The organism is Xenococcus sp. PCC 7305 (assembly GCF_000332055.1).
Lineage (GTDB): Bacteria > Cyanobacteriota > Cyanobacteriia > Cyanobacteriales > Xenococcaceae > Xenococcus.
Map to the genome: position 1 here is coordinate 1 of NZ_ALVZ01000192.1, position 26,198 is coordinate 26,198.

At 40.0% G+C, this 26,198-nt stretch carries 24 protein-coding genes; 17 read left to right on the forward strand and 7 right to left on the reverse strand.

Annotated features, from left to right (window positions below):
• The 4 genes from XEN7305_RS15295 to surE form a co-directional block, all read left to right on the forward strand.
• Window positions 1-187 (forward strand): transposase (locus XEN7305_RS15295; protein ID WP_006508142.1); only part of this gene is annotated, 187 nt, incomplete at its 5' end.
• 47 nt (window positions 188-234) lie between these two features.
• A complete protein-coding gene (locus XEN7305_RS15300) occupies window positions 235-1,386 on the forward strand; it encodes a tryptophan 7-halogenase (protein WP_006510365.1) in 1,152 nt (383 codons plus the stop codon).
• 148 nt (window positions 1,387-1,534) lie between these two features.
• On the forward strand, window positions 1,535-1,846 hold the full coding sequence (locus tag XEN7305_RS15305) for a hypothetical protein (RefSeq protein WP_006510366.1): 312 nt from the start codon (window positions 1,535-1,537) through the stop codon (window positions 1,844-1,846).
• Window positions 1,847-2,000: 154 nt separating this feature from the next.
• Window positions 2,001-2,813, forward strand: a complete 813-nt coding sequence (surE, locus tag XEN7305_RS15310) for a 5'/3'-nucleotidase SurE (RefSeq protein WP_040898116.1) — start codon at window positions 2,001-2,003, stop codon at window positions 2,811-2,813.
• A 152-nt stretch (window positions 2,814-2,965) separates the two neighbouring features.
• Here the strand turns inward: surE and XEN7305_RS15315 are convergent, their stop codons facing one another.
• The gene (locus XEN7305_RS15315) at window positions 2,966-3,292 is read right to left on the reverse strand and encodes a low molecular weight protein tyrosine phosphatase family protein (RefSeq protein ID WP_006510368.1); all 327 of its coding nucleotides are present in this window, start codon (window positions 3,290-3,292) and stop codon (window positions 2,966-2,968) included.
• A 127-nt stretch (window positions 3,293-3,419) separates the two neighbouring features.
• Here XEN7305_RS15315 and XEN7305_RS15320 point away from each other — a divergent pair, with 127 nt between their 5' ends.
• The 5 genes from XEN7305_RS15320 (at window position 3,420) to trmB (ending at window position 7,367) form a co-directional block, all read left to right on the forward strand.
• On the forward strand, window positions 3,420-3,671 hold the full coding sequence (locus tag XEN7305_RS15320; protein ID WP_006510369.1) for an AbrB/MazE/SpoVT family DNA-binding domain-containing protein: 252 nt from the start codon (window positions 3,420-3,422) through the stop codon (window positions 3,669-3,671).
• Window positions 3,661-4,101, forward strand: coding sequence for a type II toxin-antitoxin system VapC family toxin (locus tag XEN7305_RS15325; protein WP_006510370.1), 441 nt, complete (start codon window positions 3,661-3,663; stop codon window positions 4,099-4,101). Before XEN7305_RS15320 ends, XEN7305_RS15325 begins: the two co-directional genes overlap by 11 nt.
• A 416-nt stretch (window positions 4,102-4,517) precedes the next feature.
• Entirely contained in the window at window positions 4,518-5,846 is a 1,329-nt protein-coding gene (locus XEN7305_RS15330) for a TIGR03279 family radical SAM protein (protein WP_006510371.1), read from the forward strand.
• Window positions 5,847-5,996: 150 nt separating this feature from the next.
• Window positions 5,997-6,599 (forward strand): TerD family protein, encoded by a 603-nt coding sequence (locus tag XEN7305_RS15335; RefSeq protein ID WP_006510372.1) that lies wholly within the window; start codon window positions 5,997-5,999, stop codon window positions 6,597-6,599.
• Between the two features lie 129 nt (window positions 6,600-6,728).
• The gene (gene trmB, locus XEN7305_RS15340) at window positions 6,729-7,367 is read left to right on the forward strand and encodes a tRNA (guanosine(46)-N7)-methyltransferase TrmB (RefSeq protein ID WP_006510373.1); all 639 of its coding nucleotides are present in this window, start codon (window positions 6,729-6,731) and stop codon (window positions 7,365-7,367) included.
• Between the two features lie 200 nt (window positions 7,368-7,567).
• Here the strand turns inward: trmB and XEN7305_RS15345 are convergent, their stop codons facing one another.
• From XEN7305_RS15345 to XEN7305_RS15355, 3 genes are read right to left on the reverse strand one after another with little or no spacing between them, the layout of a single operon-like run.
• Window positions 7,568-7,918, reverse strand: a complete 351-nt coding sequence (locus XEN7305_RS15345; RefSeq protein WP_006510374.1) for a hypothetical protein — start codon at window positions 7,916-7,918, stop codon at window positions 7,568-7,570.
• Window positions 7,919-7,975: 57 nt separating this feature from the next.
• On the reverse strand, window positions 7,976-9,583 hold the full coding sequence (locus tag XEN7305_RS15350) for a glycosyltransferase family 39 protein (RefSeq protein WP_006510375.1): 1,608 nt from the start codon (window positions 9,581-9,583) through the stop codon (window positions 7,976-7,978).
• Between the two features lie 2 nt (window positions 9,584-9,585).
• Window positions 9,586-9,954, reverse strand: a complete 369-nt coding sequence (locus XEN7305_RS15355; protein ID WP_006510376.1) for a single-stranded DNA-binding protein — start codon at window positions 9,952-9,954, stop codon at window positions 9,586-9,588.
• A 184-nt stretch (window positions 9,955-10,138) separates the two neighbouring features.
• Between XEN7305_RS15355 and XEN7305_RS15360 the strand changes: the two genes are divergently transcribed.
• A complete protein-coding gene (locus tag XEN7305_RS15360; protein ID WP_006510377.1) occupies window positions 10,139-10,459 on the forward strand; it encodes a 2Fe-2S iron-sulfur cluster-binding protein in 321 nt (106 codons plus the stop codon).
• A 250-nt stretch (window positions 10,460-10,709) separates the two neighbouring features.
• Complete coding sequence (locus tag XEN7305_RS15365; RefSeq protein ID WP_052035182.1) at window positions 10,710-11,015, forward strand: TMEM14 family protein; 306 nt, start codon at window positions 10,710-10,712, stop codon at window positions 11,013-11,015.
• A 25-nt stretch (window positions 11,016-11,040) separates the two neighbouring features.
• Here the strand turns inward: XEN7305_RS15365 and XEN7305_RS15370 are convergent, their stop codons facing one another.
• Together XEN7305_RS15370 and XEN7305_RS15375 are read right to left on the reverse strand one after the other, a co-directional pair.
• Complete coding sequence (locus XEN7305_RS15370; protein ID WP_006510379.1) at window positions 11,041-11,649, reverse strand: hypothetical protein; 609 nt, start codon at window positions 11,647-11,649, stop codon at window positions 11,041-11,043.
• A gap of 151 nt (window positions 11,650-11,800) precedes the next feature.
• A complete protein-coding gene (locus XEN7305_RS15375) occupies window positions 11,801-15,838 on the reverse strand; it encodes a filamentous hemagglutinin N-terminal domain-containing protein (RefSeq protein ID WP_006510380.1) in 4,038 nt (1,345 codons plus the stop codon).
• A 322-nt stretch (window positions 15,839-16,160) separates the two neighbouring features.
• Here XEN7305_RS15375 and XEN7305_RS15380 point away from each other — a divergent pair, with 322 nt between their 5' ends.
• The 3 genes from XEN7305_RS15380 to XEN7305_RS15390 all read left to right on the forward strand — a co-directional run bounded on the left by XEN7305_RS15380 (window position 16,161) and on the right by XEN7305_RS15390 (window position 19,563).
• On the forward strand, window positions 16,161-17,687 hold the full coding sequence (locus XEN7305_RS15380) for a Gldg family protein (protein WP_006510381.1): 1,527 nt from the start codon (window positions 16,161-16,163) through the stop codon (window positions 17,685-17,687).
• Window positions 17,688-17,971: 284 nt separating this feature from the next.
• On the forward strand, window positions 17,972-18,421 hold the full coding sequence (locus XEN7305_RS15385; RefSeq protein ID WP_006510382.1) for a YlqD family protein: 450 nt from the start codon (window positions 17,972-17,974) through the stop codon (window positions 18,419-18,421).
• Window positions 18,422-18,567: 146 nt separating this feature from the next.
• Entirely contained in the window at window positions 18,568-19,563 is a 996-nt protein-coding gene (locus tag XEN7305_RS15390; RefSeq protein ID WP_006510383.1) for a carbohydrate kinase, read from the forward strand.
• A gap of 75 nt (window positions 19,564-19,638) precedes the next feature.
• Here the strand turns inward: XEN7305_RS15390 and XEN7305_RS15395 are convergent, their stop codons facing one another.
• Window positions 19,639-20,376: an amino acid ABC transporter ATP-binding protein gene (locus XEN7305_RS15395; RefSeq protein ID WP_006510384.1), complete on the reverse strand. Its 738-nt coding sequence runs from the start codon at window positions 20,374-20,376 to the stop codon at window positions 19,639-19,641.
• Window positions 20,377-20,553: 177 nt separating this feature from the next.
• On the opposite strand from XEN7305_RS15395, the gene XEN7305_RS15400 reads away from it, so the two are divergent.
• The 3 genes from XEN7305_RS15400 (at window position 20,554) to rph (ending at window position 26,111) form a co-directional block, all read left to right on the forward strand.
• Window positions 20,554-22,032, forward strand: a complete 1,479-nt coding sequence (locus XEN7305_RS15400) for a hypothetical protein (RefSeq protein WP_006510385.1) — start codon at window positions 20,554-20,556, stop codon at window positions 22,030-22,032.
• 518 nt (window positions 22,033-22,550) lie between these two features.
• On the forward strand, window positions 22,551-25,247 hold the full coding sequence (locus tag XEN7305_RS15405; protein ID WP_006510386.1) for a CHAT domain-containing protein: 2,697 nt from the start codon (window positions 22,551-22,553) through the stop codon (window positions 25,245-25,247).
• A 147-nt stretch (window positions 25,248-25,394) separates the two neighbouring features.
• Window positions 25,395-26,111 carry a ribonuclease PH gene (gene rph / locus XEN7305_RS15410; protein ID WP_006510387.1) on the forward strand — a complete coding sequence of 239 codons (717 nt, stop codon included), beginning with the start codon at window positions 25,395-25,397 and terminating at the stop codon, window positions 26,109-26,111.
• The last annotated feature ends 87 nt before the right edge of the window (window positions 26,112-26,198 follow it).

Consider the following 26,198-nt stretch of genomic DNA (forward strand, 5'->3'; position numbering starts at 1 on the left):
TTTAATTGAAACAGTCAATGACCAACTCAAAAATATTTCTCAAATAGAGCATTCAAGACACAGGAGTATCTGGAATTTTCTGGTGAATCTTCTGGCTGGATTAGTAGCTTACTCTTATTTCCCGCAGAAACCTTCTCTTGATCTAGAGCCCAAAGCTTTATCGGCTCTCCCTCCTACTGTTTTTTAACCCTGATTCAGCAGCTAGAAGATAGAGCCTAATCCATTTTAAATCTCATGACGCACAAAGCGCCAAGCTTTGCTGAGCGCAATTTATTTTTTAGCGATCGCGTATGGTCTTGGTTTCATCTTGTCGAACTCAGGTTGGTTAGTGCTAATGTTCTTGTTTTGGGAGGAGGCCCCGCAGGGGGAGCTTCTGCCCTTGAATTAGCTCAGGCTGGATGTGATGTGGTGCTGTTAGAACGGCAGACAACCCCAGGTTGGAAAGTTGGGGAAACTCTGCCCCCAGAAGCACGTGTTCATTTGCAGCGACTAAAGCATTGGGAGAGGTTTCAGAATTCTGGACATTTGCCTTGCTATGGCATTGTCTCCTGCTGGGGAAGTTCGATCCCAGTGGAAAGAGATTTCTTGATGAATCCCTACGGCCATGGATGGCAACTAGATCGGGCAAAGTTTGAAGGGACTTTGTTGCAAGCAGCGAGGGATGCTGGTTGTCAGGTCTTTTACGGAGCCGAAGTTCAGGCTATCCATCAGTCTCACGAATGGCATCTTGAGACTTCTGTAGGGGAATTTCGGGGGTCATGGTTACTTGATTGCACGGGAAGCAAGGGAATTCTCGCGAAGAAGGGTCTGGCCGGATCGTTTGAGCCATTGCAAGACTATATTTCTCTGTATTGTGTTTTGAGCTCTGCCACCAGAACAGATCGGGATGCGCGAACTTATGTGGAATCCCATCCTATGGGCTGGGTCTATTCGGCTTTGATGCCCAGTGGGTTAAGGATTATCGCATTTCTTACAGATCGAGATTTGCTTCCTCGGAGCATCAGCACCGCAGAATGGTTACAGCAAATAATTGAGGAATGCTCACAAATCCCACGGCTTTTGCAAGATCATGCTTATCCTCAAATTGAAAAAGTCCATCAGATAAGCGCAGTGTCAGGAAGATATCAGAACTTTGCTGGTTCCCATTGGATTCTGGTTGGGGATGCGGGGATGAGGTTTGATCCGCTTTCTGGCTGGGGTTCAACCAAGGCGATCGTTTCCGCAGCGGCGGCTGTGCAGATGGTGCTCAAGGGAAGTAACTATCAAGCCAATTGTGAGAAACTTTGGAACAGTTATCTTCGGCAGTATCGAGATTATTATTTAGCAGAATTACGTTGGCCCGATTCTCCTTTCTGGTATCGTCGGCATCAAATTGTGCTTACCTGAATAAATAAGACATTATTTGAGATTATTAGGTGATTGCGATCGCTGGCAAGAATATTTCCTGATTCAAGCGATCGCATTTTGGTCACGTCTATTCTAAGCAACTCGCAAGTAATACAATGAAAAAGAAAACCTCGATCTGAGCATATCGATGTCAACTACATCCAGTACGGAAATTCAACAGCTAAAGGAATTTATCAGCGATCGCTTTAATCAACTAGATCAAAAAGTTGATGAGGTCAAACAAGATCTCAAAGATCTGTCTAATAAAGTGGAATCGATAGATAAGAGATTGGCAATTGTAGAAACTAAAGTTGATTCTATGGAAAAGAGATTGGTTACTGTTGAAAGTAAGTTGCCTGATATTTCTGAGAAGTTTGGGGAGCTCAAGAATTGGAGACAAATAGCATTAATTATTATTGCGGCTGTTTTGGGTTGGTTTGCGAGAAGCGGCAGACTTTAACCAATGATGATTATAAATCAAATAGGACTTCTATTCCCTAACCTCGCTAAATACCTCACGTTATAGGCAAGTTAGGAGTCTAACAGTGGTAGTACCAATAGATGGTGTAATTTGTTACTTTGATAGCATTATTTCAGTTGAGACAATTAACCCCATGAGCGATCGCAAACCGCTAAATATTTTAATTAGTAACGATGATGGTATTTTTGCTCTAGGGGTGCGAACTCTAGCCGATACTTTAGCCCAAGCAGGGCACCAAATTACCGTCGTCTGCCCCGATCGCCAGCGATCGGCAACGGGACATGGTCTGACAATTCATCATCCTTTGCGCGTTGAGCAAGTCTCCTCAATGTTCCATCCCCAGGTTCAAGCCTGGTCTTGTTCGGGAACCCCTGCCGATTGCGTTAAATTTGCCCTGAGTGCTGTCATGGAGAAAAGACCAGATTTTGTGCTTTCTGGCATTAACCATGGCCCCAATTTGGGTACAGATGTTTTATATTCTGGAACAGTCTCGGCGGCAATGGAAGGAACCCTCGATGGCATTCCTAGTATTGCTTTTAGTTTGGCAAATTTCACTTCTGATGAATTTCAGGTCGCAGCTGAATTTGCCTTGAAGTTAGTTGAGAAGTTCAGAGTTGAACCTTTTCCCCAAGCTCCTTTGCTTAGTGTCAATGTCCCTGCGGTATCAGAATCGGAGATTGCTGGAGTGGTGGTTACCCGCCAAGGTTTACGTCGTTATATTGAAAACTTTGAAAAACGTTACGATCCTCATGGCAAAAGCTATTACTGGTTAGTCGGCGAAATTATTGAAGATATTCCCCAACCAGAAGACTCTAATTTACCAGCTCATATTCTCACTGATGTTCAAGCGATTCGCGATCGCTATATTACGATTACACCTTTGCAATATAATCTTACCGATGCAATCACGGCAAAATACCTATATAGTCAGGACTTTTTTCAGTAAGATAAATAGAGTTTATTCCAATCCCGTTCGGTTAAGCCCCCCGACCCCCAAATTTGGGGGAGAAAGATAACTGAAAGTCCCCCAATATTGGGGGATTTAGGGGGCGAATGAAATAACTTGAGAGACTAACCGAACAGTATTAGGGTTTATTCTTAATCCAAGCGTACATATTTAGGAACTTTCGCTTTCAGCAGTGATATTAGCTCTGGTTGCATGTACTTATAATTGTCAGGTATTTCCAGGACGGCTAGTTTCTTATCTTTGAGTTGTTTTCTAAACTTCTTAGCAATTTTAGTGCGATGACTTTGTTCCATGACAAGAATAATATCAGCCCATTCGATAAGATCACCAGAAATTGGTGTAAATGCATCTTTGTTTGTCCCCGCAGCAATTGCTTCGACATTATCATATTCAGAAAATACTGTTTCTGCGGTGGGGCTTCGTAGTTTATTTTCACTACAAACAAATAACAATTTCATGAATAGCTTATTTATGTAGTTTTTAATTTGGGATATATGCGATCGCTCAATAACTTTAAAATAATAGTCTTTTTGTCTTCTATCAAGCTTGATATCATAAGAGCAAAACTATTATTAAAAATTACAAATGAAAGTTAAAGTCACAGAACAAGGTATTGTGATTCCGAAAGAGTTGTTGGCCGGTTTAGAAGAGGTTGAAATCTTTCAAGAAGAGAATCAGATAATAGTCAAACCTTCTTTAAAGAATCAAAACCCTTTAGAGCAACAAAATAAAAAAGATAAAGCTGAGTTGCATTATGATCCTTTGAATAACTTTATTGGTTCTGTTTCTGATGGAAGTTTAGCTCAAAATATTGATAGGGAACTATATGAGAGCTAAGCTGTTTGTTGATACTTGGGGATGGTTGACTTTAAACGATCAAAGAGAATCTCAGCATCAAAAAGTTGTTGAATTGTATAAATCTTTTCGTTCTCAAGCAGGAGAAATTTACACAACCGATTATGTGTTAGACGAAACCTTTACATTATTTTTCAAGCGTCTGATTTCTAAACAAGCACAGCGTTCAATGACAATTCTAATTAATGTATTTAAAGAAGAAAATTTTAACCTAATTCGGATTACACCAGAGAGATTTGCTCAAACTCAAGCTTTACGTATCAAATACATTGACAAGCCGCAAATTTCTTTCACTGATTTGACTTCAATGGTAGTAATGAAAGAGTTTGGTATTGAAGCTGTGTTAACTGGTGATTCTCATTTCACTCAAGTAGGAATGGGATTTCAAAAAACACCTGAAACTTTTGGATGATCGTACTTGTCAATTTGTCAATCCTTTATTTACCGAAAGAAATATTAAATTTTGGATGTGATTACCCTGCTTTATTAGCTCCAATTCTTCCTCTTTCAATCGTTCCTGATACCTAGTTTTTTCTTGATATGGAACAGGGTGTTCAATTCGGTCATTTTTTTCATCAGGAAGCCTTGAAGTACTTTCATTATTTTCTTTTTCTACTTGTTCTTGCTGTTTTCTCTGCTTCTCCTTCTATTTTATTCTTGTCTGATATTTAGAAGCAAGAATTGGCTGTTCAATTCTTCTTATATCTTCAGTTTTAATACGAAGAGATTGCTATAAATTGTTTATTTGAATTTTGAGTAGAAAAATTAAAAATACGACAATCTTTTAAGAGATAAGATAAATGTTCAATGATTAATGTTTAATGTTCAATGTTAAAGCCTGCCAAAATAACTAAAATACTACCAGATTCTATTGGCTTAGAAATGGGTTTTGAACCAGGAGATGCGATCGCATCGATTAATGGCACAAAACCTCGTGATCTCATTGATTATCAATTTCTTTGTGCTGACGAATATTTGGAACTCGAAGTCATCGATGCTCAAGGTGTAACCCATAACCTAGAGCTAGAAAAAGACTATGATACCGATTTGGGTCTAGAATTTGAAACCGCATTATTTGATGGTCTGATTCAATGTAACAATCGCTGTCCTTTTTGCTTTATCGATCAGCAACCCCCAGGAAAAAGAGAAAGCCTTTACTTTAAAGATGATGATTATCGCTTAAGTTTTCTATATGGCAGTTATCTGACTCTGACAAATCTGAGCGATCGCGAATGGCAAAGAATTGAACAAATGCGGCTTTCGCCTCTCTATGTTTCGGTTCATGCGACCGAACCTGAGATTAGAACTCGGTTACTCAAAAATTCTCGGGCGGGACAAATCCTGGCTCAGTTGCAATGGTTTCAAGAGCGACGCTTACAAATTCATGCTCAAGTTGTAGTCTGTCCCGGAATCAATGATGGTTCCCATTTGACTCAAACCCTCACCGATTTAGCTAAGTTCCATACAGGAGAGATTCCAGCAGTGGCCTCGATCGCAGTTGTACCTGTTGGCCTGACCCGTTTTCGCCCTACAGAAGATGAATTAATCCCCGTCAGCAAAGAAAAGGCGATCGAAGTCATTGAGCAAGTACAAACGATGCAAGCTCAATTTCAGTCGGAATTTGGCTCTAATGTGGCCTGGCTGGCTGATGAATGGTTCCTGATTGCCGAACAAGATTTGCCCCCCGAATCTCACTATGAAGATTATCCCCAGATAGGTAATGGTGTTGGCTCAATTCGTCTATTTCTCAAAGAGTTTCAGCACACTGCCGAGAGAATGTTGCCTAGCAAGATCGAAAATCCCCGCAATCTGACTTGGATCGTAGGGAATGCTGTGGCTAAAGCTTTTCAACCATTGGTTGCCCAGTTAAATGCTGTGGAAGGATTAGCTGTTAATCTGGTGGCTTTGCGCAGTGAATATTGGGGACAAGAAATTACTGTGACAGGTTTGTTAACAGGACAAGATATTTTGGCTGGTTTGTCAGGAAAGGATTTAGGAGATGGAATTTTATTACCTTCTCTGATGTTAAAACATGGCGATACCAGATTTTTGGATGATTTAACCGTAGAAGAAATTAGCAATAAATTGAATATTCCATTTTTTCCTGTAGCTAGTGTCACGGAATTAATTAATACTTGTCTCTTAGCGGATAACTAATGTTTATTGTCTTGTCTGAAGTAAATCAGAACTGGTATTGCGATCGCCATGGTCATAGTATTCCCAAATCAAAACCGGACAACGGTTACCAATTCTAGAAACTCCATGTCAATATTAGTGACACAGCATTGAATAACCGAGGTATGATTCATGGGCATCAATTTGCAGAAAGGGCAACGCATTTCTTTATCCAAAGAAGCCCCAGGCTTGAAGCAGTTACAATGCGGTTTAGGTTGGGATGTGAGAAAAAAAACTGGCGGCGGATTTTTTGGGTCTTTCAGTGGGGCTAAAAACTTTGACCTCGATGCCTCCGTGGTCTGTCTTGATGAAAATGATAAAATGAGCAACAGCAAAGATTTAGTTTATTTTGGTAACTTAACCCATCCATCTAGAGCAATTATTCATCGAGGAGATAACTTGACAGGTGCGGGAGAAGGGGATGATGAAGTGGTGATGGTCGATTTGACGAAGATTCCTGCTAATATTGCTAAGTTAGTTTTTGTGGTGAATATTTACCATGCGGCCAAACGGAAACAAGATTTTTCCCAGGTAGCAAATGCTTTTGTGCGCCTTGTTGATTCCTCGAACAACAAAGAATTAGCTCGTTACAATCTTTCTGGTAGTGACTATTTAGGCATGACCAGTATGGTTCTGGCAGAAGTTTATCGCCGTAATGATGAGTGGAAAATGGCTGCGATCGGCGAGGGATTACAACTTGATGGCCTCAAGGAAATTACTAAGAAATATAGTTAGTAACTCTACTCGGGGGTCAAGAGTCAAGAGTCAAGAGTCAAAAGTCAAAAGTCAAAAGTTTGAACTTTTTTTTAACTAACTCGGAAAGTCATTTAACTTTAAAAGTAACTCACAAGGAGAATAATTCGATTGCCTAAAGCTCGTATCCGTCAGCATGTTAATCCCTTAAGTCGCAAATTTCAAAATCACATCAAGCTTCCTGATTGGAACGAAATATATAGTAATCTAAATCTTCCTTTTCATCTTGATATTGGTTGTGCGAGGGGAGATTTCTTGTTGAAAATGGCTCAATTACAATCGGATACAAATTTTTTAGGCATCGAGATTCGCCGTACTCTTGTTGAAATAGCTAATAATGAGAAAACAGAATTAGGGTTAACTAATCTCTATTATCTTTTTGGTAGCATGAACTATTATGCAGAAACCTTGCTACCTTCTTTGCCCAAAAATAGTCTCCAGTTTGTTTCAATTCAATTTCCTGATCCCTGGTTCAAACGAAGACATAACAAACGTCGAGTAGTGCAACCAGAATTAGTCACAATATTAGTTGATTATTTAGCAGCGGGGGGCAACATTTTTCTGCAATCTGATATCGAAGAAGTTGCTCTAGAAATGCGACAACGCTTCGCCGAAAGCTCTCTACTAACTGTTCAACATCAAGACTTTTGGTTAGCCGAAAATCCCTTGCCAGTACCCACCGAAAGAGAAGCATATGTGCTTGAGGATGACAAGCCCGTTTATCGAGTCTTATTCAAGAAAGAAAGTTAATTTCAAGTCCCAATATCCATCAAAGAAACATGGGTCAAAAACATGCAGCCCCAATAGTTCTTGTTTAAAGACTGAATTTAAAACCCTAACGAGTTGGGATTTGGGGTTTTAGGGGCTTAGGGAATAATAACAGCTAGATTTCCCTAGTTCCCTGCACCTCTATTTCCCTAAACGAAAAGCATTGCATGCCGCCCAGCATCTCATTTCAATTCTTGTTGAGGGCTATCTTCCAAGAAATCAGAAATCGGGATTTCCTTCCCAGTTTCATCAACAATTTTTAGATCGACCGTATTAAACTGAAGAATATCCGTATGAGAATAACGTTCTGGACGAGTTAAAATCTCCCTTTCTCTTTCCATATTACGCCGTCCTTCTTCAAAGAAACGATCAGCTGCTGTTGGAGTAAACAAGCCATTAATATCAGATGGTCTGAAATTCGGTAAAGAACTTTGTGCTTTGGCTGTGCTAATCGCCCCCACAATCACTAAGAAAACCGCGATCGCGAAGGAAGTACCCAAAAAAGAAACAAAATGTAGAGCATTAGTTTTCATATTGTCCTCCCGCCACTATAGGGAATGACATCTCTATAACCATTGTACCAACTATATTCACTTTGCAGAACTGACATTCACTAACTGCCATTCTTTTGTGGTGCCGACCACTCGACTATTTTTGAGATCAGAAAAATTAGGATCATTTTTAGCTAATAATAAGAAAATGGATTTGCCTTCTGTCGTTATATTTTCTGGTAGTTGTTGGTTTGCTAAAGGAATAACTATCCGATCGCTGTAGAAATTAAGAGAGGGACGATAGTAAGCATAAGAAGTATAAATAATTTGTTTTTCTGGAGTTCCTCGCCGAATCATCTCGGCAACAGGTTTAACCCCATAGCTTTCTCCTAATTCCCAATTCCAATGGGTACTATTAAACAATAGTAATAGGGCTAGATATAGAGCGATCGCGATCGCCCCTATAAAATAACGATTACCAAGCTTGATTAAGATATTGGCAATAGTCATAAATAGAGCTAGAGCCCCCAAAACCCACAATAAATCTCGGTCTTTACCAGGATCAAACCAGCCATAATAAATGCTGCCAACCCAGGCAATAATTGCAACGATAATTAGTAATGTTCTAGCTATTAATCCCACTCGGAATTTACGATGAATCTGAGCTAGATTTGCCCCGACTAATAAGGCAAAAGCCGGATAAATCGGCATAACATACCAAGGTAGCTTGGTTGCCATCATAGAAATTGCAACGAGATAAATACTAAACCAAACTAAAGCCAACTTTGCCCAAATCTCTTTTCTTTGGTGAACTGCTAGTTGGATGGCTCCTGGCAAAAACACTAACCAAGGCATCGTATATTTAGCTATTTCCAGTACATAATACCAAGGGGGACTTGAGTTATCTTCTACTGTATTTACAACTCGATTAAAAGTTTGGATTCCAAGATTAATCTCAATAAAATCTCTGCCATAATGAATAATTTGTAAAACATACCATGCGATCGCAGGGATTAATCCTAGTAAAATAAAAAACCAAAAACAAAGCTTAAATCTATAATTTGTTGGCCGAACTAAATAGTAAAAAATAAACGCGATCGCGCCTAACAAGATGCCCAATGCCAGACCTTTAGTTAAACAAATCAATCCAATGCCGAAACCAGCCCCGAATAAATAAATCCCTCTGCCCTCTGCCCTCTGCCATCTGCCCTCTTTCAACAAACACCAAACAACTAAGGAAAAAAAGCAAACAACCGCGCCATCCAACATTGCCAATCGACCATGTCTAGCTACAGGAATTAAGGTGAGATAAACTGTCGTCGCATAAATTGCCTCTAGACGATGTTCAAATATTTCTCTGCCAATGCAATAGAGTAAAGGAACAGCTAAAGAAGAGATAATTGCCGTTGGTAATCTTGTGCTCCATTCGCTAACCCCAAAATAACCATAAGATAAAGCAATTAAGCCATGAATCAGCGGCGGTTTGTTCCAATAGGGAGTCCCATCAAGATTTTGAGGGTATAACCAAGCATAGCTATCAGAATTTGCTCGCCAGATTTCCCTGGCAATAGTTGCCACAATCCCCTCGTCCCAATCTCTTAAAGGAACTCCTCCTAGATTATGAGTGTACAGAAAAAGAGCTGCGAGAAAAAATCCCCACAGCCATAAGCGATCGCTTTTGAAGCGTAAATTATAAAAACTAAACACAATTAAAATTCGCTTTCACTACCATATCCACTGACAGCATTGGGATCGACATCTCTCTTGGAGCCCAGTAAATCCAATCTGTCTACTCTAATAACTGGTGATGAACGTTGCTTTCCCGAGTTACGATCTTCCCAAGTTTCAATCACGAGAGAACCTTTAATCCCGATGAGACTTCCCTTATGCACATAGTTACCAGCTATTTCTGCGGTTTTGCCCCAGATTTTTAACTTAAACCAATCTGGCTTGTCGCTTCTGCTGGTTGGCCGATTCACTGCTAGGGGTAATTCACAAAGAACATTGCCCGAATCAAAATACCTAATTTCTGGCTCAGAGCCAGCTCTACCAACCAAATTAACTATATTAAGATCCATAATTTAGTATTCTTACACTGATTATGATAGTTTAACCAAAGGCTTTCAGCCGTAAGCTACAAGCTATAAGCCCAGAGCTAACTTACTTTAACAGATCTTAATTCCAGCCTGTACAAATTTCGAGTAATTGATGAGAAGATAAGAGACTCAGAACAATAAATCGCAATTCTACTTCTGTATCTAAATGTCTAAAACTTATAATGTTGAAATTAACCATCAGGGAACAACTCAGACAATTCAAGTTGCTGAAGACAAAAATATCTTAGAAGCTGCTGTAGAAGCAGGTATTGATTTACCCTTTTCTTGTAGTGCAGGAGTTTGTACAACTTGTGCTGCGCAAATTTCTGAGGGTGAAGTCTCCCAATCAGAAGGGATGGGACTTTCCCCTGACCTGCAAGCAGAAGGCTATGCTTTATTGTGCGTTTCCTATCCTCGTTCGGATATTAAACTAGAGTCAAATAAAGAAGAAGAAGTCTATAGTAGACAATTTGGACAACCATCTTAGAAGAAAAGGTTTTAGGTATTGGGTGTTAGGTGTTAGGTGTTAAATAAATCCCGAAACAAAGTAAATTTAGACCTTATGGTCTTACATGAATCCATAAAAAGCTTTATATGTCAAATATTCTTCGATTTAAATCAAAATATGACTCTTTTTAACCTAAAACCTACCACCTAAAACCGAGCACTTGTCCTGACCATAAATTGCCAAGTCGGGCAGTATAACCTAATTTAATGGTAGCAAAACTGGACAAAAAATGATTACACCTGAATTAGTAGCAACATTATGCTATGGCCTCCTGAGTATAGGAGGAGGCATCATGGGCTATCTCAAAAGCCGAAGCACAGTCTCGTTGGCTTCTGGCTCAATCAGTGGTTTACTGTTGCTAGTATTGGCTGGCCTGATTTATTCAGGTTTCTCTTGGGCTAAGCTAATTGCGGCAGGGATTATCTCTGTCCTGATTATTGTGTTTATTATCAGATGGTTTAAAACCAAAAAGCTAATTCCTGCATTACCAATGATTTTCTGCGGTTTTATCTCACTCGTTATTGTCTTGAGTTAATAGAAAAATATTCTTTTTGTGCTTATTATTTGATAGCTTTGTTTTTGAATATAGAAATGCCCTCTCCCAAATCAATAGTTCCAGGCAGATCAAGGGTGGCAGTTTCTTTTTCCAAGAAAGGAATTCCCGCGAATTTTAGAACCCCTCCTCCTAAAATCCCATCAAGATGCAGTTTCATAATTTTCGCATTACAAATTTCTAAAATTACTCCATTGATAATAAAACTGGCTTCTACCTGAAGTTCAATTTTTCCCATAGCCAGTCCGCCAATTGTTGGTTCAACAAAAGGATTATGCTCCGAATCTAAAGAATGTTCGAGTATTGGGACTAGGACTGTTTTGGTGGGGGGATATTCTCCTGAATCTGCATATTGTGCTAGTTCTTGTTGTTGGCTCCAGGTTTCCCCTAGGATATCTTGAAAAATATCAATATCTAGTAGTTCATCTAATTTTCCTAAGATCAAAGGAATCAACTTATCAGAGAATTTTGCCAACAAAGGAAATTTGCTGCCTTGCTCAGACATCTTCTCTTTAACTTTGTCGAAGCTCGGGCTTTTGGCGAGTTGATCTTTTTGTTGTTCTACTTCTTCTTTGGCGTTGAATAAATCGCACAAAGTAAATCTTGTTTCTGACATAATTTTAGGTTTTAGTTAACTATGAAAAATATATTTAGATTAGACTTCTTGCAGAAGTCGGGAATAGGGAACTGGGAATAGGGAACAGAGAAAATCAGAAAAATAATTTTGCGAAAAATCTATTAGTGATAGGCCAAAAAATTTATTTAAATCATTCTTGTTTGATTTCTACTTGAGAATAATTGACAAAATTGCCTTTGAGATGAATTGTCTGTTCTCCAGAATCTTGTTCCATTTCGAGAGCAATTTCACAATCTAAGATGGGAAATTCACTTAGTTGCATAATTCCTGGCTCTACAGTAGATTCCATTTCAATCTCAGGATCTTTTTGTGAGTTGTTTTGCTCGGATTTACTATTAGAATTACTTGTCGGATTACTGCCCAATGAATTGAGGATATTACCCAGCATTGCACTAAGACTATTACCTAATAATGCATTTGCTAGTGCGGCACCAATGCTTCCAGTGAGTAATAACCCTCCAGCGATCGGGATAGCCCAACGTTTGATCGGGTTGCGATCAATATTGGCTACTGATTCTTCTTCCAAAAGAGCAACTGTTGAATTGTCTTGAAGCTCAGATAACGGATCAAGATGATTTTTTGGCAAAGGTGATGTTTTATTTGCTGGCAGACTGGACGCACTGCTGGCTTCACTAGCGGCACTACTAGCTTCACTGGCTGCATTACTACTGGCTTCATTAGCGGCACTGCTGGCTTCGCTAGCTGCACTACTACTAGCTTCACTGGCTGCACTACTACTAGCTGCGTTTGCCGTATTGCTAGACTGACTAGAGGCATTGCTGTTAGCTTGAGTAGCTACATTACTGCTTGTCTGATTTGTAGAATCGCTATTGGTTTGATTCGATGTATTACTATTAACTTGACTGGACGTATTGTTGTCAGCTTGATTACCGACATTATTATTTGTCTGATTTGTAGAGCCACTGTTATCTTCACTCGAAGTATTACTGTTAGTTGAACTCTCAACGCCGCTATTGCCTGCACTTGAAGGATTACTGCTAGTTTGACCAGATACATTATCACTAGTTTGGCTTACTGAATTGTTGTTGGATTCAGCAATCTTTGAAGCAGAGGACGCAGATTCTTCTGTTGCAGATGTATTCCCTTGGGTTGCGACGTCAGAAACCGAATCTATGTCCAAAGAAATTTCCTCACTGTTTGCCGCTAATTGTTGTGGAGACTGGTCATTTGAAGAAGTACTCCTTCTGGCAATGGAACTAGAAACTACGTTAATGTCTAGCCCAGAAAGTTCGGGAATATTTTCAATCTCCAGCTCAGGTGAATTAGGAAGAATCGGAGTTTCAGGAGTTTCAGTTATGACCGGAGTTTCGGGTATGACCGGGGTTTCAGGGGTTTCAGTTATGACAGGTATTTCAGGTGTAACCGGAGTGCTAGGAGTTTCAATTATGACCGGAGTGCTAGGAGTTTCAGGAGTTGGAGTTACAGGAGCCTCAGGGATGACCGGAGTTTCAGGTGCAACAACTGGTTGGGAAGATAAAGATATTGGTTCTATTGGGATAACATCGCCTACTAATGAACCATTAGTTCTAATTCTAGAAATTTTGGCGACGGTCGCAATTCCACTTCCACTATCAGGGTCGAATTCGCCCACGGTAAAAGATGAGTCGGAAAGTAATGAAATTTCAATATTACCAGTTGCATCGGTGCTTTCGTCTCCAGCCAAGATAATCGGGTCAGGCTGTATCAGATTGGGATCATCAGGATTAAATGATAATAACAATTGCAAATTGGGTTCTGGATCAGATAAACTCCCCTCGGAAAGTTGCACTTCTCCTGCGGCATCAAATATAGGTTGACCTGTTGCATTAAGACTCTCCCCACCAAAAGACAGAGCTCCAATGGTATAGGTTTGGACTAAATTACTATCAATCCGACCAGGTTCTCCATTAGCTCCATTTCCCAGTAAAGTCGTTGTTCCCGAGCCAATAAATTTTTGAGCTGTAACACTGAGATCCGTATCAGCATTGAGAGTGATTCCTCTGAGAAGTTCGACCGAACCCAAACGAGCATTAATTGTGGCGGAACCAAGATTCGTGCGGAGCTCTCCATTTGGCTCAACACCAGATAATAGACTATCTAACCCAATAAATAAACTACCATTAGAGCCTGAATACTGAATATCTTCGCCGCTACCAGGGGATGCAGTGATTGTTGTGATGGTAGTATCACTCGTAAAGTTTATCAACTCTGGAAGCTGTGGCTCAATAATAATATCCCCATTAGTGTTTTCCAGTAACAAATCATTAGTGACGGCGAATGATCCTTTAATATCAAGTAACCCAATTTCTCCTGCTGGGGGGTCTACTGTAAGAGTAAGATTTTGAAAAACTGGAATATCTTCTGTGGGTATATTGTTAGCTGAATCAATATTTTCCGATTCTAGTAAAGAACCAATAAACTGGGGGCTACTCGTAACTTCTGCCGCATCAGATTTTGTGGAAACGGGGACTAGAGTATCACTTTCAAAAGTTAGATTGTTGCTGGCTTCAATAATTACATTATCAACCGTTGTTAAACTATCTACTGGAATGAGCGTTGTCCCACTGGGTATAGTATCTGCAGCAAGAAAGTTATTAATATTGATATCCGGATTTACATCGTCTGTTGACCCCAGATTACTATTTTTACCCACAATCTCGATAGCATTTGATTCTAATGCAATATTATCAATTGAATCAAAATTTATTATATTAGATAAATCTTCAAGATAGAAATCTAAAATATTATCATTATTAATACTAACTATATTATTTTGTGCTTGAAGTTCAACAGTTCCATTAATTCCGCTAACATCAATTGTCGGAATACTAGTAGAAAAATCGCTAGAAAAATCGGAAAATCTGGAGTCAAATGCGATCGCGCCATTACTCCTAATTGCGATCGCGCCACCAGTTCCTGGTTCGGGGAAATCTTCTACAGTTTCAAAAACTCCCAGTCCTATCGCACTAATAAAACTATTGTTATCAATTAAAATTCTGGAACTCTCAGAAAATTCGGCAATCCCGACTCCTTCAGAACTAATAACAATTGAGCCCCCATTACTTCCTGACGCATTAATATTACTTTGAATAATTCCTACTTTTTCGCCGTTAATATTGATATTTCCGCCATCGCCAATATCATTAGAAGCATCAATATTCCCAGAAGCAATAGTTGTTCCAAGCTCACTAGGAATTGTCGGTTCACTACCAGTTAATCTAATTGCCCCATCAACAATTTCGATCGCCGTTGCCTCAGCAAGACCTCCACCCGTTAATAATTCGGCCAAAGAAGGTGGCGTAAGTTCGGCAGCGTCAATTCCTGGTTGCAAGATGGTTGCGTCTTCTGTGGGCAAAACTAAGCTTAATAAACTACCTTCAGGGGTGATTCTTACCAATTGCTGCTCAGGCACAGCGACAATATTAATTGTGCCTCCTGGAGTTGTTATAGTTCCAGTATTAATGACTAGTCCCCCAGCTAAATTAATACTCTCTCCAGGATTTTGAGCGGGAGCCCCAAAAATTACATTGCCGTCTACATCTATTAATAAGCCATCAGCATTCAGACTCAGATCTTCTGAGACACCAACATTAATATTGCCTAAATTGACAATGCTTCCGATATTAGATCCCAAAAAAGCAAAGCCACTAGGATCTCCAACTAAATTTTCATAATTATTATTGCCCAAGGCATCAAACCAAAATTCCCCAATTTGAATGCCATGAGCTGTGGTCGCAGTAAAAGAAGCAGGGACATTAATACTAGAATTTTCGCCAAAGATAATCCCACTAGGATTAATAAAGAAAAGATTAGGATTGCCTCCTGTTATTTTTAGCAAGCCATTAATCACAGAAGCATCCCCTCCTGTAACACGACCAAATATGTTTTCCGTGTCTAATCCTGATAGAAAATTGACTATTTCTCCCTGGGTTAAACCAAACTGTTCAAAGCTATGAAAAATATTATTTCCGGCATTTTCTCCTCCACCAATATTATATTGGTTAAGAGTTTGCTCAATACTGGTATTCGTACTACCATCAGTCGTAATTGATTGAGCTTGAACTGTTTTGCTGCCGAGAGTTAAAAATAAACTGAAACAAGCAAAGAAACGGCATCCTTGACCTACATAATTGCCAAAATATAAGTATTTATAATTAGAAAAAAACATTATTCAGATACCTCTAGTACTGCTGCGCCGAAGCAATAAGGAATAAGATAAGCAATGGTTAATGAGTTCGATTTTCGTGGAATTGAGATAATAAGTAATAAGTAATAAATCTAAAAAAATACAAGGAGATATACGTATAAATTCTACTTTATCTTTATTTCATATTATGAGCTACCATAAAAATTAGTCAATTAGAAAATCCACTTAGTTAATTATTACGATTTGGTGATTGGTTAGGTAATAATTCTGATATAGTAATCTTGATTCTAGTTTATTGCTCTTTAATTATTTTTAGAAGTATCTAATTCTGATTAAACTTCATATGAAAAAATACATAGTATATTTATTGGCATTAGCCTTAGCAGTAGCAGGCATAATATTAGGATGGATTACTTCGGTTTGGCTATTCATTCCAATCTTGTTAATTATTTTAGGAATTGCGATCGCGGTTATTTTTTGGCTTTTAGTTAATAGAAAATACCAAAATTTTGAAGCAAGTCCTGCCACAGATGCAAGAGTAAACAGCTTGATCAGTGCTGTCGCAGTTTTGATTATTATTGGGTCACTTAATTTTATCGTTGCTGGATATAATTGGCGTTTTGACTTAACAGAAAATAGATTTTTCACCTTAGCTCCTCAGTCTCAAGAAATTGTCCAAAATCTATCTCAACCCCTAAAAGTTTGGCTCTTCGACAGTGATCTAGATTTAGCAACTATTAAATTATTGGAAAATTATCGCAGTTATAGTAAAAACTTTGAGTTTGAAGTTGTCGACCCAGAAATTGAAATTGGCTTGGCTCAGCAATTTGGGGTGCAATCTCCTAGAGGATTCTCGGAAATTTACCTAGCAAGTCAGGATCAGAAAAAATTGGTTGCAATTGTAAATAGGAGTCAGGGTCAAAGTCTTTCGGAAAGTCAATTGACCAATGCGATTGCTAACCTAAAGCGTGAAGATAATTCCTATATTTATTTTCTTCAAGGACATGGTGAACCGGAATTAGACCAAGTTGAAGGAGGATTTACCGAGGCGATTACGGAGTTAGAAAATCGAGATTATATTGTTGCGCCATTAAATTTAGCTACTAGTAAACAAATTCCTGATAATACAGATTTGATTGCGATCGCGAAACCACTACGGAATCTCTTTCCCCAAGAAGTTGCAACAGTTCAAAACTATCTTGATCAAGGAGGAGAGCTGCTGTTAATGTTATTGCCCAATAATAATGCCGGTCTAACGCCAATCCTCGATAACTATGGCATTAAATTAGACGATCGCTTAATTATTGATTTTTCCAGTCAGGAAACGGTTGTTCAATTTGGTTATGGAGTATCTGTGATTACGAATTTTGGAGATCACCCCATTACCGCCAATTTTGGCAATGGTCTAGCGATTTTTCCTGAGTCTCGACCTTTAGAAGTTGTTACGAAAGAAAATATTACCGCAGCTCCTTTTGTGATTAGCAGTGAAAATACCTGGGCAGAAAGTGATTTAGCCTCAGAAGAAATCACCTTTAATGAGCAAGAAGATCTTCCTGGCCCGTTGAATATTGCGATCGCGCTTACCCGTGAGCTATCAGAATCTGAATCTAAGCTAGTAGTTTTTGGCAATGGTACTTTTGCCACCAATGGATGGTTTCAACAACAATTGAATGGTGATATTTTCCTGAATTCTATTGATTGGTTAACAGGGGATGAATCCCAAACCCTTTCAATTCGACCCAGAGAACAAACTAATCGGCGTATTAATTTATCCCCTCTACAGGCAGGTATTATTAGTTGGCTGGCGATTAGAATTATGCCCTTGTTGAGCTTTGCGATCGCAGGGACTATTTGGTGGCGAAGGAGATAGTCTTCGGGAAAAGGTTTTAGGTATTGGGTTTTAGGTTTTAGGTGTTGGGCATTAGTGAAATCCTGAAAAACGATAAATCAAGTAATTATAGGTACAAAAATGCTTTATATCTAAAATATACTCCAATTTAAACCAAAATATGACTTTTTTTAGCCTAAAACCTAACATCAGCTTCGTTCCTAAAGAAAGTTAGTTGTTCAAGACCAATAAATGGTATTTGGTGCTACCCTTTAACCTAACGAATAAAACCAGCTAACACCCAATATTAGGAGCTATATATCTCTATGGAAGTTGTAACTTCTAGTTTAATGATGAAACGTCCGATTACTGTTAAGGCTATTGTGACTGCCCGCTGGAAAGAGGAAGTGCAACAGCAATTACAGAATCAAATCGCTCAACTGGATAAACAGATCCAACAATTGGAAATGCAGGGAACCAGAACCATTGAAGAGCTCAAGAAAAAAACCACTGATTCAAATAGTGATCAACTAACAAAGCAGGTTGAAAGTATCCAGTCCCAGGTTAACCAGAAAAAAAGTGAGTTGCTCAACAAAAAGAATCAACTACTGCAACAACTTCAACAAGTACAGTTGCTGGAATTAGATCAAGAAGTTGTCCAGGCACAGATGGAGAGCTTCTTTCGAATTGAGAAAGGCGATAACTTAGTCAAAAAACTTAATGTAGAAGTGCTGTTACGAGATGGCATTGTTGAAGAAATTCGCGGAGAAATTTAAATTATATTAGGTAATTGAAGTTTAATTATTTGACAGGGCAAAATTTTTTTTTGCCTTTTATAATTTTAAAGACCTAGCAAGCGGTAATCTGATTAGTAATTTGATTAAATGAGAAAACAAGATTTGTTCGTGTTGAGGGAACAAGATTGAAAAGCACAGAGATCTCTCCTCCCAATCGTGTTATCTGTCTAGGTGAAATTTTATTTGATTGTCTGGCTGATGATATGGGGCAATCGTTAAATCAAGTAAAATCCTGGACAGCTTATCCTGGCGGTGCGCCAGCTAATGCTGCTTGCGCTTTAGCAAAATTGGGAACTAGTTCGGCGTTTATCGGTTGTATTGGGGAAGACTCTTTAGGAGAGTCACTAATCCAAACACTCCAGACCGAAGGGGTCAATGTTTCTGGAGTACAGCGCAACTCGAAGTTCCCGACCAGGCAAGTATATGTCCTACGCCAGCCCAATGGTGGTGGCAATTTTGCAGGTTTTAGCAGCTCCCAACCTAGTGCTTTTGCTGATGCTTATCTTCAGGGGTCAGACCTGCGAGAGGATTTGTTTTTAGAAGCAGAGTATTTGGTTCTAGGCACTTTAGAATTAGCTTATAGTCAGACGAGACAGGCTATATCCCGTGCTTTAGAATTGGCAGAAAAATATCATCTCAAGATCATTCTAGATGTTAATCGGCGTCCCATGTTTTGGAATAATGAGTCGAACGCCAAGTCTTTGATTGCTCAATTATGGCAATATATTGATTTTGTGAAATTGACTAAAGAGGAAGCTAAATGGTTGTTTGACAAGACTGATGCGGGAGCGATTTCTTATCTTTTGGGTTCGGTAGAAGGAGTTTTGGTTAGTGACGGGGCAGGAGAAGTTAGTTATTGCCTGAGCGATAATGAAGGCGTAGTAAAACCTTTTCCTTTACAAGTTATTGACACTATTGGGGCCGGAGATGCTTTCTTAGCAGGTTTTATTCACCAATTATGCCACTATGGAGTCAGTAGCTTAGGCGATCGCGACTTGGCAAAACAAATGGTGACTTATGCCTGTGCGGTGGGTGGATTAACTGTGACTAAGCCTGGAGCGATCGCTGCCCAGCCAACGGCTAAGGAAGTGGAGCTATTTTTAAAGAAACAGCTGAATTAGGTTTTAGGCTTTAGGCTTTAGGTTTTAGGTTTTATTTCATACTTCTGCCCTCTGCCTTCTGCCTTCTGCCTTAACCTAAAGAATTTGGGATAAAAACTTTTTGCTTCTCTCCTCTTGAGGATGATTGAAAAAGTCGTCGGGAATCGCGACTTCGATGATCATTCCTTCGTCCATAAAAACTACTCTGTCGGCAACTTCTCTGGCAAAACCTACTTCGTGAGTGACGCAAACCATTGTCATTCCTGAGTGGGCCAGATTCCGCATCGTATCTAATACTTCTCTGACCATCTCGGGATCAAGGGCTGATGTAGGCTCATCGAATAGCATGATTTTTGGTTGCATCGCCAAGGCACGCGCGATCGCGACTCGTTGTTGTTGGCCGCCAGATAATTGTCCAGGAAACTTATTTGCTTGTTCTAAGATTCCTACTTTTTCTAACAATTGCATCGCAATTTCTTCGGCTTGTAACTTCGATTTTTTTCGTACCCAAATCGGAGCCAGAGTAATATTTTGCAAAACTGTTAGATGGGGAAATAAATTAAATTGCTGAAAGACCATGCCCACTTCACGGCGAATCGTGTCAATATTTCGCAAATCGTGAGACAATTCTATGCCATCAATGGTGATACTGCCTTTCTGGTAAGGTTCTAGGGCATTAAAAGTTCTGATAAAAGTTGATTTGCCTGAACCAGAAGGCCCCATAATAACCACTACTTCTTGTTTGTTGACCTGAAGAGTTACCCCTTTTAGAGCATGAAAGCTATTGTCGTACCATTTCTCCACATTTTGGGCAATTATTATTGGTTCTGGCATTGGTATTTTAAACTACAAAAAAGAATAACAAATAAATTATTTAGTTAACAATTAATGAGACATTGCAACATAATATTGCTAAACAATTATTTAGGTAAATTTTAAGTTAATTACCTGAAGTCGTTGTATATTATCAGACTGGTGAATTAGTAAATAGTAACAATAAAATTAAGCCCTATGATAGCAGCAGTGCCATCTGACAATAGATTAACAGAAACGAGATCGGGACTCCCCAATATTTGTGGTTACGAAGCAGAGATAACTCAAATAGTCAACCATGATAAGCCCGTATTTCTGAACCAGAGTAATCTTAATCTCGATCAGATTAAATCAGGATTTGCTTGTGCGCTCCATATGCACCAACCCACCATCCCCGCAGGTGCCAATGGTGAATTAATTTCCAACCTTCAATATATGATGGAGCATCAAGGAGAAGGCGATAACCATAATGCAGGAGTTTTTGCCTGGTGTTATGAAAGAATGGCGGATTGGATTCCTGATTTGGTAGCCAATGGTTGCAATCCTCGGATTATGCTCGACTATTCTGGCAACCTTATCTGGGGACTGGCTCAGATGGGACGCAATGATATTCTCGATAAACTGAAAAATATCACTTGTAATGCTCAATATCAACCCTATGTTGAATGGTTAGGAACCATGTGGTCTCATGCGGTTGTTCCTTCGACGCCCATTCCCGACATCAAGTTACAGATTCAAGCTTGGCAACATTATTTTGCTGCGGTTTTTGGTTACGAAGCTCTCCAAAGAGTTAAGGGTTTTTCTCCTCCAGAAATGCATCTGCCTAACAACCCTGATACTCTTTATGAATATATCAAGGCGTTAAAAGAATGCGGTTATCGCTGGCTATTGGTTCAGGAGAATTCCGTCGAACGACTCGATGGTTCTGAGTTGTGGCATGATGACAAATTTCTTCCCAATCGTTTAATTGCGACTAATAGTAAAGGAGAAACTATCAGTATTACGGCTTTGATTAAAACTCAAGGTTCTGATACTAAACTAGTGGCACAGATGCAGCCCTACCATGAAGCGAAAGGTAGAGGTCAACAGCAACTTGGTAAATTATCCGTTCCTTCCTGTGTTTCCCAGATCGCTGATGGGGAAAATGGCGGCGTGATGATGAATGAGTTTGCTCGCGATTATCAACCTGTATGGTCTGAGATTAAGAATGATTCTGGGGTTGTTGGTTTTAATGGCACAGAATACATTGAATTATTGGAGGCTGCTGGAGTGAGCGAGGAGGATTACCCGACTTGTCAGGCTGTGGGACAACATAAGATTTGGCATAAGGTTGAACCTAAAACGGCAACTCCTGAAAAAGTAGCTCAGGCGATCGCGGAATTAAAAGAAACTGACCATCAATTTCATATGGATGGGGCTTCTTGGACTAATGATTTAAGTTGGGTCAAAGGATATGAAAATGTCTTAGAGCCCATGAATCAACTTAGTGCTATGTTCCACAAGAAGTATGATCTTTTGGTGGCTAAAGATCCTGATGTGACTAAAACTCCTGAGTATCAAGAAGCTTTGTTATATGTTCTGTTGGTGGAAACTAGCTGCTTCCGTTATTGGGGACAGGGTACTTGGACTGATTATGCGAGAGAGCTTTATCGCAGAGGCGAAGCTTTGGTTAAGTAATAAGTAATAAGTAATAAGTAATAAGTAATAAGTTTTTTATTATCGCTAATGACTAGCTTATTTACATTTTAGTGAATAGAAGAGATTTGTAATTTTTTACGGGTCTTTTCTATTTTTTTTATTGCTTTCGCGCAGCAGCGCCGCTAGTTCTCACGACTTGGTAATTTTACGGGCTAGTCAGGACTGGTGTTAGGTTTTAGGTAGTAGGTTTTAGGTAAAAAAAAGTCATATTTTGATTTAGATCGAAGAATATTTTTAGATCTCAAGAATTTTTATGTCTATCATTGCTGGATTCATCGTTTTTCGGGATTTTCCTAACACCTAACACCCAACACCTAAAACCTTTTACTCGTAATTAACTTAATTTTGCCAAGTCGTGTGGTTCTTGTTCTGCAATCATGAGTGATCGCAAATTGTGAAAATTAGAGAGCTGTATCAAAATCACACTGATCTGGGCAATCTAGGTTAACCTGGCCCACACCTGTTCGCCTTTGCGGTTTCATTAAGACACAACCAAGATGATTAAACTGACTCGCTCTCTAGATTCTGCCCTTTGTTTAGGATTACTAGCTCTGGCCTTGCCGATCACAACCCCAGCCTTGGCTCATGCATCTGGTCCTGTAGCCTCTGTAGCGCAATCATCAACCAAAAACAGTTCCAAGCTAGTTGATCAAGGTCTCATTGCCTATGAAGCGGGTAGATATGTTGAAGCAGTTACCGCTTGGCAAAAAGCAGAACAAGGATTTCACAAAAATGGCGATCGCCTAAACCGGGTATCAACCCTCAATTATCTTGCTTTGGCTTATCAGGAGTTGGGGCAATGGCAGCAGGCCAAACAAGAGACTAATCAAAGTTTGTCGCTCTTACAAGAACAGTCAGAACTCAGTCATGACTATTGGGCAGTTCTCGCTCAGGCATTGAATGCCCAAGGAAGTTTGCAACTAGCTACAGGTTCGGCCGAGATAGCCTTGGAAACTTGGCAACAAGCTGCTGCTAATTACGAACAAGCTCAGGATGACATGGGGGTGATTGGGAGTCAGATCAATCAAGCTCAAGCATTACAAAGTTTAGGATTGTATCGGCGATCGCAAAAGCTCCTAGAAGAAGTAGCACAAAAGCTAGAACAACAAAACGATCCACAACTCAAAGCTTTGGGCTTCCGTAGTTTGGGAACCACTTTGCAAACTATCGGAAATTTGGGGCAATCTCAGGAAATGCTCCAAAAAAGTTTGGCTTTAACCCAAGAGCTAAATTTGGCAGAAGAAACCAGTGCTACTTTATTAAGCCTGGGCAATACCGCAAGACTCCTAGAAAATCATCAAGAGGCGATCACTTTTTTTCAACAAGCAACTGCAAAGACAGCCCATCCTCTAACAAAACTGGAATCGCAAATAAACTTGATGGGTCTACTCGTCATCACCGAGCAATGGCAAGCAACAGAAGCCCTATTGCCACAAATTCAAACTGACTTGGCACAATTAGGCGTTGCCAACCTGGCCTTAGGAAAAGATAGTCGAGAGATTTCGCTCAACGAAAATATTCAACCCACAATTCAACGTCGTGATTCCTCTAGCTCAATAGAACGCTATGCTCTCACTAATATCTCTACCAGCCGGCCTCTGATCTATGCCCAGGTTAATTTAGCCAAAAACCTCATCAACTTACAAGCAAGTAACTCTTCTAACTACGAATTCGCCGACCCAATTCAAAATTTACTCCAGCAAACATTACAACAAAGCCAAGAGCTAGGAGATCAAAGAGCCCAATCCTATGTCTTAGGTACTCTTGGGCATTACTACGAACAACAGCAACAATGGCAAACTGCTCAGAAATACACCGAACAAGCTCTGAACTTGGGAGAAATCCTTAATGCCACCGATATTGCCTATCAATGGCAATGGCAGCTCGGGAGATTGCTCCAAGCACAAGGTGATAATCAAGGCGCGATCGCACCCTACACGGAAGCCGTTAAGCATCTACAATCTTTGCGAGGTTCTCTGGTAGCGGCCAATACCGATGCCCAATATTCTTTCCGCGAAAGTGTCGAACCGGTTTATCGTGAATTAGTTGGTTTGTTACTAGATGCTGACCCCAACCAAGCACAACTAGAGCAAGCCAGAGAAGTTATCGAATCGTTGCAATTAGCAGAATTAGAAAACTTTTTCCAAGAAGCCTGCCTAGATGCCACACCCAAGCAAATAGACGAAATCGATGCTTCGGCTGCGGTCATGTATCCAATGATTCTTCGCGATCGCCTAGCCGTGATTTTATCTTTACCCGACGGCAACTTAAGCTATTACTCAACAGAGCTCCCGGAAGCCACAATCGAAGATGCGATCGCCAACCTTTATCAATCTCTAAATCCGATTTTTTCTAATCAACAACGCTTAAAACTATCAGAGCAACTATACGATTGGTTAATTAGACCTGCCGAAGCAGAATTAGCCCAACAGGAAATTCAAACCCTCGCTTTTGTCCTCGATGGTAGTTTAAGAAATATTCCCATGGCGGCACTTTATGATGGCCAGCAATATGCGATCGAAAAATATAATATTGCCCTCACTCCAGGATTACAACTATTACCCTCTCAAAACCTAGAAGCCGAAAAGCTTCAGGCGGTGGTTGCTGGGGTAAGCGAATCCAATCAAGGATTTTCGGCCTTGCCTGGGGTCAAAGAAGAAGTGACCAATATTTCTGAACAATTGTCCTCTGAGTTACTTCTCGATCAAGATTTCACCGATGCTAATCTGCAACAACAATTGCAACAAACCGATGCACCTATTGTGCATTTAGCCACTCATGGTCAATTTAGCTCAGATCCTGAAGATACTTTTATTGTCACCTGGAATGATCGCATTCAAGTTAATGACTTTGCTAATCTGTTGCGCAATCGCGAAGCGGGAAAAATCAATCCTATTGAACTAATGGTTCTGAGTGCTTGCCAGACTGCTACGGGAGACAGTCGAGCTGCTTTGGGAATGGCCGGAATTGCGGTACGCTCTGGGGCTAGAAGCACGTTGGCTACTTTATGGTCGGTCAAAGATCAATCTACTACTTTTTTGATGGATGAATTTTATCGAGATTTAATCCAATCCGAATCTAGTGTCAATAAAGCTGGCTCTTTGCGTCAAGCTCAGTTGGCTTTAATTAATTCCGAGGATTTTAGTCATCCTTTTTATTGGTCTCCTTTTGTTTTGGTCGGCAATTGGCAATAATGTATACCCTCTGCCTTCTGCCCTCTGCCCTCTGCCCTCTGCCCTCATTCCAATTCAATTGCGAAATAGTTTCAATAGATTTGCCCTTTGAGGCTTATAATCTAAACGCAACAAACTCAGCTAACCTAAATATTTGAGAGTATCAATATGTCTTGGCAACGTTCTGATAATCGTCAACCCGATAGTCTGCGGGAGCATAGTTTCCAACTTGACTTTACCTCGACGCCTCTAGCATCAGTTTTATCAACCAGTGGCAAAACCAAAGTATTATGCACTGCGAGTATCGAGCCTGGAGTTCCTCGTTTTTTACTCGATAGTGATCAGGGATGGTTAACAGCAGAATATCGTATGTTGCCCAGTGCCACCGTACCCCGCCATCGCAGGGAATATATGAAGTTATCAGGACGTACCCAAGAGATTCAACGATTAATTGGGCGTAGTCTCAGAGCGGCGATCGATTTAAAATTACTGGGGCAAAGAACTATCACGATTGATGCTGATGTTTTACAAGCTGATGCCGGAACTCGTACCGCAGCCATTACTGGTGGTTATCTGACCTTGGCCTATGCAGTGAAAAAATTGTTAGAACAAAATGAGTTGGAGCAATCTCCCCTGCTGGAGCCTGTAGCTGCTATATCAGTGGGGTTAATAGAAGGTTCTCCGATTCTGGATCTCGATTATCCAGAAGATGTGGCGGCGGATGTAGATTTTAATGTGGTCATGAATGGCAAATTGGATCTGATTGAGGTTCAGGGGACAGCCGAAGCCGGGAGTTTTTCCCGTAAACAAATGAACCAAATGTTGGATTTTGCAGAAAAGGGGATTAAAGAATTGATTGCTGCCCAAAAAGCAGTTCTCAACTAATGGGTAATAAGTAATAAGTAATGGGTAATGGGTAATAAGTATTTATTTACACGAGTTGGCAATTTTATGGTCTAGTCAGGACTGGTG